Here is a 15025-nt window from a genome sequence, read left to right as displayed (position 1 = left end):
TGCTGGTGTCGCGGTGGGCGAGCCAGCTGCTGATCACGTCGTCGAGGATGTCGCCGTCGACCCGGCCGGCCACGCGCCGCACGGTGGCCTCATCGGGTGCTGCATACCGGGCATGGCGGGGGTCGAATCGTGCGCCCAGCGCGGCCAGCACCGACTGTGGGGCGTCGGCGGCCCATTCGCCGATCGCGGTGAACGACTGGGCTCCGGCCACCACGGCTGCGGCGGCGAGCGCCAGGATCGACCCGATCGAATGTCGCACACCCCGTCGATCTCGTGGATCAGGGATGCCGGCGAGCTGTTTGCGCAGGTCAGCGGCCCAGTATGGATCGGTGCGGGAATCGATGGCCGGGGTCAGACGATCACGTACGACGGGGATCAGGCACGATTGCTCAGCGGGCACGACTCTCTCACACGATCATGGGACCTAGACAATCACATGATCAACGAGGGCCGTGCCCGCCCTGCAACCAGGCCAAAAGACTTTGCCGGAACCCTGACCCTCTCCGGGGGGCGTCCCTGGTCCAGCGTATCGGGAGTGGCCGGTGCAAAAGGGTGGTGCCGCGAATCTGTGGATAAGCGGAGGCGTTGTGGACAACTCGGCCGGTCGGCGCCGGCCTGGGAAGTGAGGAATCCCATCCGCCGGGCCGTGCTTTCGGGCGCACACTCGAAAGCATGGCCGGGCAATGGGCGCCGCGTGACCACGAGGAGCTGACCGCGGGCTGGCGGTTGTGGCTCGAACTCGACTCGTCCGGCTGGCCCCGGCCGGACTGGGACGGCAGTCCGGACGAGGCCGTGCGTGGGCTTCAGGAGCTGGTCCACGCCGCCGACGAGATCCTGGCCCAGTACCTGGCCGGGGGCGGGCCGGCCGAGGCCGAAGTGCCGGGGCTGATCCGGTCCCTGCAGCTGTCGGCCAGCTGGATCCGGGAGCTGTGGGCGGGCGACACCACACCGCTCGACGGGGAACGGATGGCCCTGCTGCACAGCGATCTCGCCGGGTTCGCCGGCCACGCCCGCGGCGTGCGCACGCTGCTCGCCGAGGGCGGCGGGTGGGCCTCGCTGACGCTCTAACGGCCGGTCGCGTACCCCTGCATTCCGCGTGCGTTGGCCGCGGCTCGCATGATGCCGCCCGTGCGGGAAACCGCGGACAGGCGACCCAGGGCCCAGTCGCCGGCGTCGACCACGGCGTGGCCGCGCTCGCGTAGGGCGTCCAAAGTGGACGATCCCAGCCGGGACTCCACCACCAGCTCGCGGGGGTTCCACGAGCGCGGGTAGAACGAGCTCGGGAACGCCGTCGTGTGCCACGCCGGCGAGTCGATCGACTCCTGCAGGTTGAGCCCGCCGTAGACGTGGGCCAGCCAGAAGCACAGCTGCCACTGGTCCTGCTGGTCGCCGCCGGGCGTGCCGAAGGCCAGCGTCGGGACTCCGTCGCGCAGGGCCAGGGACGGCGACAGCGTGATGCGCGGCCGCTTGCGCGGGGCCAGCGAATTGGGCAGGCCCTGCTCCAGCCAGAACATCTGGCCCCGCGAATCGAGGCAGAAGCCCAGCGACGGGATCGTCGGGCTGGACTGCAGCCAGCCGCCGGACGGGGTGAGCGACACCAGGTTGCCCGCCGCGTCGACGACGTCGAGGTGGACCGTGTCGCCGCGGGTCTGGCCCCGGGGGCCGACCGTCGGCTCGCCCGTTGCGCCGTCGCCCGCTTCGATGCCCTGCAGGGAGTCCAGGATCGCCGGGAGGCGGGCCGGGCCGCGGGCGTCGCCCGGACGCAAGCTCGGGGACGCCGTGTCGGTGATCAAGGCGCGCCGGGCGTCGGTGTAGGACGGCGAAAGGAGCACGTCCAGAGGCACGTCGGTGTCGCCGTACCAGGCCTCGCGGTCGGCGAAGGCCAGCTTCGCCGCTTCGGTCGCCAGGTGCACCGTGCGCTCCGACGGGACTCCGTCTACATAGGACAGTTCGTCGCCGAAGCCGTGCAGCAGCAGCGCCTGTTGCAGCAGCGCCGGTCCCTGCGTCCAGCCGCCCAGCTTGACCAGGCGCCAGTCGCCGACGTCGACGAAGGCCGGGTCCTCGTACGACGCCGACCACGACGCCAGGTCCTCGCCCGTCAGCAGGCCCGCATGGTCGCGGCCGGAGTCGTCGCGGAAGGCCGTCCGGCTGAACGAGTCGATCGCCTCCGCGACGAAGCCCTGCGACCAGGCACGACGTCCCGCGTCGAGCTGTGCTTCCCGGCCGGACACGGACTCCGTCTCGCGCAGCAGCCGCTCCCACGTGTCGGCCAGCGCCGGGTTCCGGTGCAGGCCGGACGCGGGCTTGCCGTCCGGCATCCAGAGCGCCGCGGACGTCGGCCAGTGCTCGACGAACAGGCGGGACACGGCGCTGATCGTGTCGCCGACCCGCGATACCAGCGGGACGCCGTTGCGCGCGTAGCCGATCGCGTACTTGAGCACCTCGCGAAGCGGCTTCGTGCCGTAGTCGCGAAGCAGCAGGAGCCAGCCGTCCCACGCACCCGGGACGGTCGCCGGGAGCAAGCCGCTGCCCGGGATCAGGTCCAGGCCCAGCGCCGCGAAATGCTCCGGCGTGGCCCCCGCGGGCGACGGGCCCTGGCTCGCCAGCGCCCGCGGGGTCGGATCGTCCGCCGTCACGAAGAGGCCGGGCACCTGGCCCGCCGGGCCGCACAGGTGCGGCTCGGCGACCTGGAGGACGAAGCCGGCGGCGACCGCCGCGTCGAACGCGTTGCCGCCGTCCTCCAGCACCGCCATCCCGGTGGCCGAAGCCAGCCAGTGCGTCGATGCCACCATCCCGAAGGTGCCGGTCAGCTCCGGCCTCGTCGTGAACATGCCCCGATAGTACGCATTGCTAAGGAACTTTTGCCAGGACGACGGACGCTTCCGCTCCGGCTCGTACGGCTGCGTGATGATTTCCATCCCGTTGCCGCCGGGATCGAGGAAATAGACGCCACGGCCGCCGTGGTTGTGGTTGATTTCGCCGATCTGCTTCCCCATCGGGTCGGCGTGGTAGGTCACGCCGGTTTCGACGAGCCGCGCGAAGACGGCGTCGAAGCCGTCCTCCGGGATCAGGAAGCAGTAGTGCTGCAGGCGCAGGTCCTCTTCGGGGATGGTCGCGAAGTCCAGCCGGACGCCGTTGCGCATCTCGACGGGGATGAACGGGCCCCATTCCTCCCCGACTTCGAGACCGAGCAGGTTCGCCAGGAATTCGGCGGATTCCCGGTTGTTCCGGGACGGGACGATCAAATGGTTCAATTCAACGGAAACGGAAACTGACACGGTTGAAATGCCTCCAGGGCACTCCCGCCACCTCCATGCCTCACCCAGCCGGTGACCGACACGCGATGCCGTGCGGCCAGCCTAACCAAGATCCGGTTCTCACGAAACCTTGATTCGCGCCGCCGCGCGCGGCCGCCCGACGCCCTGCCACGACAACCCCGCGTCGACGATCACCCGCGGGTCGAGCAGGTTGCGCGTGTCGACGACGTCGATGCCCTCCATCAGCTCGGCCATCGCCGCCCAGTCGAGGTGCTTGAACTCGGCCCACTCGGTCAGCACGACGACGACGTCCGCGTCCTTCGCGACCTGGTAGGCGTCGTCGACGACGGTCATCCCGGCGATCTCGCCGTCGATGGCCGGGTCGTAGGCGATCAGCTCGGCGCCCAGCGCGCACAGCACCGACGAGACGGCGAGCGCGGGCGAGTCGCGCAGGTCGTTGGTGCCCGCCTTGAACGCCAGGCCCAGGACGCCGATCCGGGCGCCGGCGAGCGTCCCGCCGACCGCGCCGGCGATCTTCGCGACGATCCGGTCGCGCTGCGCCAGGTTCTCGTCGATGGCGGAGGTCAGCATGGTGAAGTCGTAGTTCACCGACTCGGCCACCTTGACCAGCGCGCTGGTGTCCTTCGGCAGGCAGGAGCCGCCCCAGCCGGGGCCGGGCTTGAGGAACGTCCGCCCGATGCGCCGGTCGTACCCCATGCCCTCGGTGACGAGGTCGATGTCCGCACCCAGCCGTTCGCACAGCTCGGCGATCGAGTTGACGTAGGAGAGCTTCAGCGCGAGGTAGCAGTTCGCGGCGTACTTCACCAGCTCCGCGCTCGCCGCGTCGGCGACGACGACCGGCGCGTCCAGCTCGGCGTACAGCTCGCCGACCCAGCGCGCGGCGGCGAGGTCGTCCGAGCCGACGACGATCCGGTCCGGCCCGAGGAAGTCGGCGACCGCGGTGCCTTCGCGGAGGAACTCGGGGTTCGACACCACCGGCACGTCGGTCCGCCCGACCAGGTCCTGGATCCGCTTCGACGTCCCGACCGGCACGGTCGACTTCGTGACGAGCGCGCAGCCGGCGGGCAGGACGTCCCCGATCTCGGCCGTCACCGCCTCGACCGCGCGCAGGTCGGCGGAGCCGCCGGCCTCCATCGGCGTCGGTACGCAGAGGAACACCGCCTGCGCATGGCGGACCGCGTCCCGCGCGCCGACGACGAACTGGAGGCGCCCGGCGGCGATCCCGCGGTGCACCAGGTCGTCGAGCCCGGGTTCGAGGATGTCGACGCGGCCCGCGGCCAGCCGTGAGACCTTCGCGCGGTCGACGTCCACGCACGTGACGAAATGACCCAGGCTGGCCAGGCAGGCCCCCGTGGTCAAGCCGACGTATCCGGTTCCTACCACCACGATCCGAGCTGGCGTCATGCTGCTGAAGGTGACAGCCGGAGTTGACCACGACACTAACGGGAACGGTCGCCCTCGAGAGCGGTGAGCGAAGACACGAACCACCATGCGCTTTGCGGGGGTTCCGGGTGGCGGAGCCCCCGGCCCGGGGCGGCGCCCCGGATGTCACTGCGAACGAGCGTTAACCTGTCTTCGCGAACCACAGCGAAGGGAACCGCACAGATGCAGATCACCGACACCGCGGCGCTCGTCACCGGCGGCGCGTCCGGCCTCGGCGGGGCCACGGCGAAGGCCCTCGCGGCCAAGGGCGCGCGGGTGTTCGCGCTGGACCTGGCGGCTTCGATCGAGAAGGCCGCGCAGGTCGACGGCATCACCTACGTCGAGGCCGACGTCACCGACGTCGAGCAGGTCGAGGCGGCCGTCGCGACCGCGGCCGGCTCCGGCGTGCCGCTGCGGACCGTGGTGAACTGCGCCGGCATCGGGCCGTCCGCGCGGATCCTGTCCAAGAAGGGCCGCCACGACCTCGCGCTGTACGCGAAGGTCATCCAGATCAACCTCGTCGGCACCTTCAACGTGCTGACCATCGCGTCCGAGGCGATCGCCAAGACCGAGCCCCTCGAAGACGACGCCCGCGGTGTCATCATCAACACCGCCTCCATCGCGGCGTTCGACGGCCAGATCGGGCAGGTCGCCTACGCGTCGTCCAAGGGCGGCGTCGTCGGCATGACACTCCCGGCGGCTCGCGACCTGGCCTCGCACGGCATCCGCGTGCTGACCATCGCGCCGGGCATCGTCGACACCCCGATGCTCGCCACGGTCAGCGACGAGTTCCGCGCGTCGCTCGCCGCCGGCATCCCGTTCCCGAAGCGGCTGGCGCGGCCGGACGAGTACGCGCAGCTCACGCTGTCGCTCATCGACCACGACTACCTGAACGGCGAGGTCGTCCGGATGGACGGTTCGCTGCGGATGGCCCCGCGCTGACCCACCTGCCGGGGCACGCGCCCGTGCCCCGGCGGTCGTGGTCAGCGGGTCAGCCGGACCTCCAGGCCGAGGCCGTCGGCGGTGGCCGAGCAGCCGCCGAACGCGCTTTCCGCGGCCAACACCTCGAACTGCGCGGAAGTGAACGCGCGGCGCCGCAGCCAGCCGAGCGTCTGCCGGACGGTGAAGCCGCTGACCACGCCGACGTGCATCCCGGCGACCTCGCGGTCGATGTCCGCGGCGGTGGCCTCGTGGTTGAGGTCTTGGATCACCGCGAACCCGCCCGGGCGCAGCACCCGGTGTATCTCGTTCAGCGCCGTCACCGGCTGCCGGAAGTTCTTGAACGCGGCCTGGCAGACGACGAAGTCGAACGACTCGTCCGCGAAGGGCGCCTGCGTCACGTCCCCCTGCCGGAAGTCGATGTCGAGCCCCGCACGGTTTTCCCGCGCGATTTCCACCATCGTGTGGCTGATGTCGAGCCCGGTGACGCGGTAGCCGCGCTTGGCCAGCTCCACGGCGAAGAAGCCGGGTCCGGGCGCCACCTCCAGGATCTCGGCGCCGTCGGCCAACCCCGCGGTGACCTCGGCCGCCTGCCGCCGGTACTGCGCGAGCTGTGCCTCCGTGCCGCGGTTCTTGGCGTACCAGCGGGCCTGGAAGCCCTCCATCTCGGGCACTTTGTGCTTGCGGGTCGTCTCCATGGATCTCTCCTCTTCGGTTGAACCGAACCGAAGAGCGCACCCGGTTATCCTTGCGGTGCCACCTCGTGGCCGGGCGTGCTCGGTTCGGGGTCGAGGACCCCGGGCGGTGTGCCAGCACCTCCCGGGGTCCGTGCTATCTCTCTTCCACGAACTCTCCGAAGTCGTCGGGGAGCTCGCCGGTCTCGTACCAGCGCCGCCAGGCCTCGATGCCCGGCAAGGCGCCGCTGGTCAGTTCCTCGAGGAAGCCGCGCACCCAGCGCGCCTCGGCCTCCGTCATCGCGATGTCGTACTCGACCTCGACCAGGAACATCCGCGGCATCAGCGGCCGCAGCTGGTCGAGCCCGGTCTGCTGCTTCGCGGCCCGTTCGTCGAGCTGCGCGACGCGCTGCCGCAGCAGGCTGATCGCCTGGTCCGGGCCGAGGATCCCCAGCATCGACAGCCCGGACCGGAACCGCGGGGGTTCCGTTTCGACCGTGCCGACGAGCTCGCGGACCCAGTCCTCGTACTCCTCGCGCCCGGCCGGGGTGATCCGGTAGACGGTCCGTTCGGGCCGTCCGCCGTCCTTCACGCTCTCGACGGCCTCGATGAAGCCGTATTTCTCGAGGTTCGCGACGACGGTGTAGAGCGAGCCCCACTTGATCGGCATGTCGGCGTCCTTGCCGCGCTCCTTCAGCACGGTCGCCATCTCGTACGGGTGCATGGGGCGTTCCAGCACGACGGACAGCACGGCCAGGCCGAGCAGGTTGCCGACCTTCCGCCGCTTCATCACCACACTCCTCGTCTACGAGTACTCGCAGACGAGTATTACGCAGGACGCGTCAGCAGGCAAGTGTCTTAGTCGACAAAAGACCTCAGAGATCGAACATGTACGGGACTTCGGCCTGCGCCCGCGCGTCGATCCACTCGCGCAGCGCGCGCGTCGCGAGGACGTCGTCCTCGTTGTAGCGCAGCAGCCGCGCGCGCTGGTCGTCGTCCGGCTTCTCGCCGTCCATGCCCACGGCGTCGCGGTACCAGCGCATCGACGCCTCGCCGCCCGCCTCCGGGTCGCGCCAGGAGAAGCCGGCCACCGGGGCGATCACCTTCAGGCCCTTGCCGTGGGAGCACAGGAACTGGTCGGTGACGCTGCGGAACAGGTCCACCCACTGCTCGGAATCCACAAAGGACTGGATGTCCTTCTTCGCCGGGACACCGGGGTGCTCGCCGAAGCGCTCGACGGAGCCGAAGAGCCAGCGGTTCTCGGCGAGCGCGTTGTAGCAGTAGGCGCGGAAGGTCAGACCCGCCGCTTCGGTGCGCTCTCGGACGTCGGCGAGCCAGGCCCAGAACTCGGCGAAGGAGCGCGCTTCGTCGTCGGTGGGCAGCGGGTCCCACGTCGCGAAGGCGCGGTAGCCCTGCTCGACGCCGATGTCGGCGCCGCTGAGCAGGCAGCCCCAGAGGTACGCGCCGGCGTCGCCGAAGCTCTCCATGTCGACGTCGACCTCGACGTCGGCGCGCGGCACCTCGACCCGGCCGACGCGGCGCACCAGCGTCAGGTCGGCCAGCCACGCCCGGGCGAGCACGACGGCGTCCGGGAACGTGACGCCGGTCCAGTTCACCGCCGGCGGCTCGCCCGCCGGGTCCAGCGCGGCCAGCTGGTCCACAGTGGACACACCGGCGCGGCGCAGCTCGACGGCGTCCTCGCCGCGGACGACGAGGCTGACGTCGCGGGTGTCGGTGAGCACGACCTCGCACGTCGGCCACCACGGGCAGCGCCGGCACTCCAGCACGCGCGACGGCTCCGCGAGGGGCTCTTCGCCGTTCGCGGCGGCGGTGGCGATGGCGAGCCGGTCGGCGAACCGGGCTTGGTACTCGGTGAGCGCGGTGCGCCCGCCCGGCCAGGTGCCTGCCGTGAGGTCGTGCCAGACGACGACGTCGGCGTCGAGGCCGATGACGCCGCCGAGCGCGAGGCTCTCGTCGGCCTGCCCGAGCGTCTGCAGCATGCGGCGGATGTGCACGAGCCGGAGCTGGTCACGCGGCTGCGACCGGACCTTGCGGCCCTCGTCGGCCGCGCGGTGCGCCGGGTCGAGGTCGGTCATCCCGGTGACGATCGCGCCGGCACCGCGGTCGGTGATGCGGTGGCGCACGACGAGCACCGGGACGTAGCCGCGGCCGGTGCGGACGAGCAGGTCGATGCCGCCACGCCGGTGCCCGGCCGCGTCGACCGGCAGCAGCGCACCCCAGATGAACCGCGCCCCGTCGGCGAAGGCCTGCAGCGTCTGCTCGACGCGCTCGTGGGCGGGCAGATCGCGGCCGACCTTCACCCAGTGGTCGTCGTTGGCGGCCATCAACCGTGCGACGATGTTCTCGCGATGGGCGGTGGCGTCGTCGATCCGCTGCTGCGCGGTGGGATCGGGCGGGGAAAGCGGTACCTCGCGCATGGCGGGGTCGTGTTCGAGGTGCACGCGGCGACGGCAGCGGCTGACCGCGCCCGCGTCGAGTACCACCTCGGTGTTCATGGAGATCACTCTAGATTCCCACCGCCGAGCCGACATGCCCGCCACCCGGGCGACCAGTAAGTTCGACCTCGACACGTCGCAGGAGGTGCCATGGCGCGCAAGGCCAAGGTCGAGGGTGAAGCCAGGTTCACCCCAAAGAGGGCGAAGAACGCGGTCGCGGTGGCGAAGGTGCTCGGCCCGGCGGTGATCCCGGTGGTGGCGCCACTGGCGGTGCGCGCGGCGGGCGCGGCCCGGGAGGCGTACGACCGCTACCAGGCGCGCAAGCTGGGGGTCTCGGTCGACCGGCTGGGCGAGTACACCGGCCGGGGCGCGGCCTTGCACGCCCGGATCGCGGGGATCGCCGAGGGCTGTGCCGACCTGCAGAAGTCGGAGAAGGCTTCGAAGGCGGACCAGGAGTTCGCTCAGGGGGCGCTGGGGACGCTGGAGCAGCTGTCGGCCTCGGTGCGCGCGGCGGAGCGGATGCCGACGGCGCGGCGGAAGTCGGTGCACCGGGCCGTGGCCGGCGAGCTGGAACGGCTGGAAGGGCAGCTGCTGCACCGGCTGGGGATCTGACCGCAGCCCCCACCCTGTCCCGGGGGGCGTCCCCTGGTCCAGTCTATCGGCGGTAGGGGGCAAAAACGGGTGCCGCGGAAATCTGTGGACAACTCGGTGCCTGTGGATGGCTTGTTTGACAAACGGCCGGGCAGCGTGGTTGCTGCCCGGCCGGGACGGATCTGACCGCGGCGGCCCCGGCGCTTGCGAAAGCGCCGGGGCCGTTCGGCTACTTCACGAAGCCCTTCTTGACCATCCAGTCGTGGGCGACCTTGCCCGCGTCCTGGCCGTCGACGTCGACCTGCTTGCAGAGCTCCACCATCTGCTCGTTGTCGATCGCCGCGCTGATCTTCTCCAGGGGGCCGCGGACCTCCGGGTGCTGGTTCAGCCACTCCGTTCGGAGCGTGGCCACCGCGTTGTACTGCGGGAACGCTTTCTTGTCGTCCTCCAGCACGCGCAGGTTCAAGCCCGAAATGCGGCCGTCCGTGGTGAAGACCTCGCCCACCGGGCAGGTTCCGCTCGCCACCGCCGAATAGATCGTGCCGATGCCGAAGTTCTTCACCGTCGGGTTCTGGAAGCCGTACGCCTTGACCGCCGCCGGGAAGCCGTCCTGGCGGCTGGTGAACTCCGTCTCCAGGCAGAACACCGCCTGGTCCGGCTTCTGCTTGATGAAGGCCGCCAGGTCGGACGTCGTCTTCAAATTATTGGCAGCGCCGTACGCCTCCGTCACCGCGAACGCGTACTGGTCGTTCAGCGGCGAATAGTTCAGCCAGGTGACGCCGAACTTCTCCTCGTCCGCCTTGGCCGTCGCCTCGTACTGGGCCTTCTCGCCGCCCGGGACCGGGAGCTCGTTGCCCTGGTAGTTGATCCAGCCCGTGCCCGTGTACTCCCACGTGACGTCCGTCTGGCCCGACAGCAGCGCTTGGCGCGAGGAATTCGACCCCTTGATGTCGGACAGGTCGACGACCTCCGCGCCGGCCGCCGTCAGGGCCATCTCGGTCATGTACGCCAGGATGATGTTCTCGGTGAAGTCCTTCGACCCCACCGTCACCTTCACCCCCTGCAGGGCCGGGATCGGCTGGATCGAGCCCGGCTTGATGTCGTACGGGACCGCCTGGTTGACGGTCAGCCCGCAGGACGACAGCGTCACGCCCAGCAGCGCCACGGCGAACAGCCTCCGGAGTTTCATCGCAGCCCCTTCGGTCCGAAGAACTGTTCGGCGACCGCGCCCAGCCAGTCGACCAGCAGCGCCAGCGCGACGGCCAGCACCGAGCCGGTCACCAGCACCGAGGTCAGGTTCAGCTTGTAGCCGGTGTCGATGAGCAGCCCGAAGCCGCCGGCGTTGACGAACATGCCGAACGTCGCCGTGCCGACCGCCAGGACCAGCGACGTGCGCAGGCCGGCCAGGATCAGCGGGACGGCCAGCGGGAGCTCGACCCGCCAGAGCACCGCCGTCGCCGACATCCCGATGCCGCGGCCCGCGTCGATCAGCGCCGGGTCGACCTGCTGGATGCCGACCATCGTGTTCCGCAGCACCGGCAGCAGCGAGTAGAACGCCAGCGGCAGCGCCGCCACCCAAATCCCGCCGGTCGCGCCGGTGACGATGAACCACAGCACCAGCACGCCCAGCGCGGGCGCGGCCTGGCCGATGTTCGCGATCGCCAGGAAGACCGGGGCCAGGAAGCGCGCCCACGGCCTGGTCACGATCACCCCGAGCGGGACGGCGACCAGTACCACGATGGCGGTCACCACGAGCGTCATCAGCAAGTGGTCCCACAACGCCGTGAACAGCGAAGACGCGTTGAGCGTCTCCTTCTCCGTCGCGTTCAGGCCGCTGGAGAACACGGCGACCAGCGTCACCGCGACGATCACCAGCACCACGATCGGCTGGGCGAACAGCCGGACGCGTTCCGCGCGTTTCGAGCCGGACTCGGTGCTGAAGCCGGTGTCGACGACCGCCGTCATGCCGGCACCTCTTCGCCGTTCGTGTGCTCCTCGCGCAGCTGCTGGATCGTCGCGATCACGGTGTCCAGCTGGATGGTGCCCGCGTACTCGCCGCGCGCGCCGGTGACCGGCACCGACCCGCCCTCGGCGAGCATCGCCTCGAGTGCGTCCTGCAGCGTCGACTGCAGGCTGACGACGTCTCGCAGCGGCTTGCCGAGGTTGGCCAGCGAAGTCGCCGAAGTGAGTTCACGCGCGTGCACCCACCGCGTCGGACGGCGGCGCGCGTCCAGCACCAGCGCGAAGTGCATGCGCGACTTGTCGAGCTTCTCCCGGACGGAAGCCGGCGACTCGTCGACGGTCACGGTGAGCGCGTCCTGGCGGAGTTCGACGTCCCGGACGCGCAGCAGGGTCAGCTGCTTCAGCGACGCGCCCGCGCCGACGAAGCCCGCGACCGTGTCGTCCGCCGGGTTCGCCAGGATCGCTTCGGGGGTGTCGTACTGCAGGATCGTCGACTGGTTGCCGAGCACCGCGATCTTGTCGCCGAGCTTCACGGCTTCGTCGAAGTCGTGCGTGACGAACACGATCGTCTTCTTCAGCTCGCTCTGCAGCCGCAGCAGTTCGTCCTGCAGGTTGCCGCGGGTGATCGGGTCGACCGCGCCGAACGGCTCGTCCATCAGCAGCACCGGCGGGTCCGCGGCCAGCGCCCGTGCCACGCCGACGCGCTGCTGCTGCCCGCCCGAGAGCTGGCGCGGGAAGCGGTCGCGGAAGTCGGCCGGGTCGAGGCCGACCAGGTCCATCATCTCCTCGACCCGGTCGTTGACCTTCTTCTTGTCCCAGCCGAGCAGGCCCGGCACCACCGCGATGTTCTGCGCGACGGTGAAGTGCGGGAACAGCCCGGCCTGCTGGATGGCGTAGCCGATCCGGCGGCGCAGCGTGTCGACGTCGAGCTTCAGCGCGTCTTCGCCGCCGATGGTGATCCGGCCGGACGTCGGCTCGATCAGCCGGTTGATCATCCGCATCGTGGTCGTCTTGCCGCAGCCCGACGGCCCGACGAAGACGACGATCTTGCCGGCGGGCACGACCATCGAGAAGTCGTCGACGGCGGGGGTGCGGGTGCCGGGGTACCGCTTGGTCACGTGCTCCAGCTCGATTTCGACGCCGGAGACTTCCTCGTTCTCAGCCACGGACACCCCTAGAGACGGTCAAGCGCTTGATCAGGACGTAGACGCCGTCGAGGAGCAGGGCGAGGATGACCACCCCGACCGTGCCGGTGACGGCTTGGTTGAGGGAGTTCGTGCTCCCCGCGTTCGTGAGCCCGGAGAAGACTTCGGCGCCGAAGCCGGGGCCCTTCGCGTAGGCGGCGATCACGGCGATGCCCATCAGCATCTGCGTGGCCACCCGCATGCCGGTGAGGATCGCCGGCCAGGCCAGCCGCAGCTCGACCCGGGTGAGCACGCCGAAGCGGCTCATCCCGATGCCGCGGGCGGCGTCGGTGACCGCGGGGTCGACGCCGTCGAGCCCGACGATGGTGTTGCGGACGATCGGCAGCAGGCCGTAGAGCACCAGCGCGATCACGGCCGTCGTCGGACCGAGCCCCGAAATCGGGATCAGCAGGCCCAGCAGGGCGAACGACGGGACCGTGAGGATCGTGCTCGCCAGCGCCGTGGCCACCGCCGAACCGATCGGGCTGCGGTAGACCGCGACTCCGATCAGCACGCCGAGGACCGCGGCGAGAATGGTGCACTGCACCACCATGCTCGTGTGCAGATAGGCCTCAAGCCACAGCTTGCTCGCCCGGTCGGAGATGTAGTCGAAGAGGTTCATCCGTGTCCGCTCTCCCGCCCTTCGCGCCGGCCTTCACCCGAATGGGCTAGTTCCTGACCGACGGCTCAGTACCCACGGCACGACCGGTCCAAACCCCGGTCATCGGCCCACCGTGGCCTACCGGCCGGAGATCGGCAACAAATCGCCTGAACCGGAGCGACATCCGGGCCGTGAACTCGGTGTGTGCTCACTTCACGGGATCACACGCTCACGGCGAAGCAGGTCCCTTAGGCTGCTCTTCATGAGCGATCCAGCACGGCGTCCCGCCGTGCTCGGTGCTACCCGCGGAGTGTTGCTCGCCGTGAGTGCCGGTGCACTTTCCGTCACCGCACACCGGCTCGCCGACGGCGGCCTGCCGGATCCGGCGATGACCGTCCTGCTCACCGGCCTGTTCGGCTGGACCGCGGCCGCGCTCGCCCGCAAGGCCCGCGGGCCGGTCGCCACGGTCGTTCTGCTGGGTGCCGCCCAGCTGGTGATGCACCTGCTGCTCACCACGCTCGCCGAGCACCACGCGCACGACGCGGACGCGATGCCCGGCACCAGCGGGCCCGGCATGGTCGCCGCCCACGCGATCGCGACCGTGCTCACCGCCCTGCTGCTCGCCCGCGCGGACACGATGCTCCTCACGGTGCTGGCCGTGCTGCGCGCGATCCTGCCGCGGCTGCTGACCCCGCTGCCGGTGCCGTCCGCGCCTCCCGCGCTCGTCCCGGCCCGCACAGGCGGTCCGGCCCACCTCGTCGGCGTCGACCTGCGCCGGATCCGCGGGCGGCGCGGCCCACCCGTCCACTCCTGAACCCAGCTCGTCCCCGAACAGCGGACCCCCGAGTCCGCTGCCCCTTCTTGAGTTCATCAGGAGTGAACCCATGTCCCAGCACGTCTTCAAGCGCGCCGGTTTCCTCGCCGCCACCGTCGGTGTCGCCGGTCTCCTCGGCGCGGGCATCGCGTCCGCGCACGTCACCGCCAACGTCTACGGCTCGCAGCCGACGAAGGGCGGCTACGCCGCGATCGTGTTCCGCGTCCCGAGCGAGGAGCCGAACACCATGACCACCAAGGTGGCCGTCGACTTCAAGGCCGACTACGGCATCGGCAGCGTGCGGACCAAGCCGCTGCCCGGCTGGACCGCCGAGGTGACCAAGTCGAAGCTGCCGACGCCGATCACCAAGGACAACGGCACGCAGATCACCGAAGCCGTCACCGCGGTGACGTGGACCGCACAGCCGGGCAACGAGCTGAAGGCCACCGACTACCAGGAGTTCTCGGTGAGCTTCGGCCCGCTGCCGACCAATGTGGACGAGGTCGAGTTCCCCGCCCACCAGACCTACAGCGACGGCAAGGTCGTCGACTGGAACCAGCCGACGCCGCCGGGCGGCGAGGAGCCGGAGCACCCGGCGCCTGCCGTCAAGCTGGCCGCCAAGGCCGCGGGTGACGGCGACGACGACCACGCCGGAATGGCCGCGGGCACGGCGTCCACCACCGGGGAGCACACTGAAGCCGCGGCCGCGACGTCGGACAGCACCGCCCGCTGGCTCGGCGGGGCCGGCCTGCTCGTCGGCGCCATCGGCCTCGGCGTCGGGGCCGGCGCGACCATCCGGGCCCGCAAGGCCACGGCCAAGTCGGGAGGCAACAGCTAGATGCGCGGTGTGCCTATCGTTGCCAATCCGACCGGCAGTCACGGCGGAAACCCTCGCCTGGCGCGGACCGGCTGCGGACCGTGTCCGCCTGCTTTCGGCCGGATTGGCAAGGCGCTCGTCGCGCTGGCGTTGACGGTGGTGGGGGGGGGGGGGGCGGGCCCCCCCCCCCGGGGCCCCCACAGGCTGGGGGGGGAGCACAGCCCGCCCGGCCCCCCCCCGGGGGGCGGCCCGCCGGCCGGCGCGCCCCGACAAGAGGGCGCCCCACC

General features: G+C 70.7%; 15 protein-coding genes. 5 read left to right on the top strand and 10 right to left on the bottom strand.

The features are described 5' to 3' along the window. On the bottom strand, positions 1-400 hold a 400-nt coding region (locus ISP_RS00460; RefSeq protein ID WP_265049892.1), incomplete at its 3' end, for a transposase family protein. Positions 401-672: 272 nt separating this feature from the next. Between ISP_RS00460 and ISP_RS00455 the strand changes: the two genes are divergently transcribed. Next, complete coding sequence (locus ISP_RS00455; RefSeq protein WP_013222058.1) at positions 673-1068, top strand: hypothetical protein; 396 nt, start codon at positions 673-675, stop codon at positions 1066-1068. Here the strand turns inward: ISP_RS00455 and ISP_RS00450 are convergent. Both ISP_RS00450 and ISP_RS00445 read right to left on the bottom strand, forming a co-directional pair. Then, a complete protein-coding gene (locus tag ISP_RS00450) occupies positions 1065-2831 on the bottom strand; it encodes a gamma-glutamyltransferase family protein (RefSeq protein WP_034284852.1) in 1767 nt (588 codons plus the stop codon). The two genes, ISP_RS00455 and ISP_RS00450, sit on opposite strands and share 4 nt — an antisense overlap. A 546-nt stretch (positions 2832-3377) precedes the next feature. Beyond that, a complete protein-coding gene (locus ISP_RS00445; RefSeq protein WP_071831529.1) occupies positions 3378-4682 on the bottom strand; it encodes a UDP-glucose dehydrogenase family protein in 1305 nt (434 codons plus the stop codon). A 201-nt stretch (positions 4683-4883) separates the two neighbouring features. Between ISP_RS00445 and ISP_RS00440 the strand changes: the two genes are divergently transcribed. Beyond that, positions 4884-5642, top strand: a complete 759-nt coding sequence (locus tag ISP_RS00440; protein WP_013222055.1) for an SDR family NAD(P)-dependent oxidoreductase — start codon at positions 4884-4886, stop codon at positions 5640-5642. 41 nt (positions 5643-5683) lie between these two features. Here ISP_RS00440 and ISP_RS00435 read toward each other — a convergent pair whose 3' ends face one another. The 3 genes from ISP_RS00435 to ISP_RS00425 form a co-directional block, all read right to left on the bottom strand. After that, positions 5684-6337 carry a class I SAM-dependent methyltransferase gene (locus ISP_RS00435; protein WP_013222054.1) on the bottom strand — a complete coding sequence of 218 codons (654 nt, stop codon included), beginning with the start codon at positions 6335-6337 and terminating at the stop codon, positions 5684-5686. A gap of 133 nt (positions 6338-6470) precedes the next feature. Continuing rightward, positions 6471-7103, bottom strand: a complete 633-nt coding sequence (locus ISP_RS00430) for a PadR family transcriptional regulator (protein ID WP_014466502.1) — start codon at positions 7101-7103, stop codon at positions 6471-6473. 85 nt (positions 7104-7188) lie between these two features. Continuing rightward, positions 7189-8829, bottom strand: coding sequence for a TM0106 family RecB-like putative nuclease (locus ISP_RS00425; RefSeq protein ID WP_034284849.1), 1641 nt, complete (start codon positions 8827-8829; stop codon positions 7189-7191). A gap of 90 nt (positions 8830-8919) precedes the next feature. On the opposite strand from ISP_RS00425, the gene ISP_RS00420 reads away from it, so the two are divergent. Next, complete coding sequence (locus tag ISP_RS00420) at positions 8920-9381, top strand: DUF6474 family protein (protein ID WP_013222051.1); 462 nt, start codon at positions 8920-8922, stop codon at positions 9379-9381. Positions 9382-9589: 208 nt separating this feature from the next. Here ISP_RS00420 and ISP_RS00415 read toward each other — a convergent pair whose 3' ends face one another. The 4 genes from ISP_RS00415 to ISP_RS00400 are packed head-to-tail and all read right to left on the bottom strand — an operon-like array spanning position 9590 to position 13128. Beyond that, complete coding sequence (locus ISP_RS00415; RefSeq protein WP_013222050.1) at positions 9590-10549, bottom strand: glycine betaine ABC transporter substrate-binding protein; 960 nt, start codon at positions 10547-10549, stop codon at positions 9590-9592. Continuing rightward, complete coding sequence (locus ISP_RS00410) at positions 10546-11325, bottom strand: ABC transporter permease (protein ID WP_013222049.1); 780 nt, start codon at positions 11323-11325, stop codon at positions 10546-10548. Before ISP_RS00410 ends, ISP_RS00415 begins: the two co-directional genes overlap by 4 nt. Next, on the bottom strand, positions 11322-12488 hold the full coding sequence (locus tag ISP_RS00405; protein ID WP_013222048.1) for an ABC transporter ATP-binding protein: 1167 nt from the start codon (positions 12486-12488) through the stop codon (positions 11322-11324). The genes ISP_RS00410 and ISP_RS00405 overlap by 4 nt, the downstream gene beginning before the upstream one ends. Beyond that, the gene (locus ISP_RS00400) at positions 12481-13128 is read right to left on the bottom strand and encodes an ABC transporter permease (protein ID WP_013222047.1); all 648 of its coding nucleotides are present in this window, start codon (positions 13126-13128) and stop codon (positions 12481-12483) included. The genes ISP_RS00405 and ISP_RS00400 overlap by 8 nt, the downstream gene beginning before the upstream one ends. Before the next feature lie 292 nt (positions 13129-13420). Here ISP_RS00400 and ISP_RS00395 point away from each other — a divergent pair, with 292 nt between their 5' ends. Next, on the top strand, positions 13421-13921 hold the full coding sequence (locus ISP_RS00395; RefSeq protein ID WP_013222046.1) for a hypothetical protein: 501 nt from the start codon (positions 13421-13423) through the stop codon (positions 13919-13921). Positions 13922-13991: 70 nt separating this feature from the next. Continuing rightward, a complete protein-coding gene (locus tag ISP_RS00390) occupies positions 13992-14759 on the top strand; it encodes a YcnI family copper-binding membrane protein (protein WP_013222045.1) in 768 nt (255 codons plus the stop codon). Positions 14760-15025: the final 266 nt, after the last annotated feature.

This window comes from Amycolatopsis mediterranei, assembly GCF_026017845.1.
Lineage (GTDB): Bacteria > Actinomycetota > Actinomycetes > Mycobacteriales > Pseudonocardiaceae > Amycolatopsis > Amycolatopsis mediterranei.
Note: the sequence above shows the minus strand (reverse complement) of the source record. Positions and strands in the feature narration are given on the sequence as shown.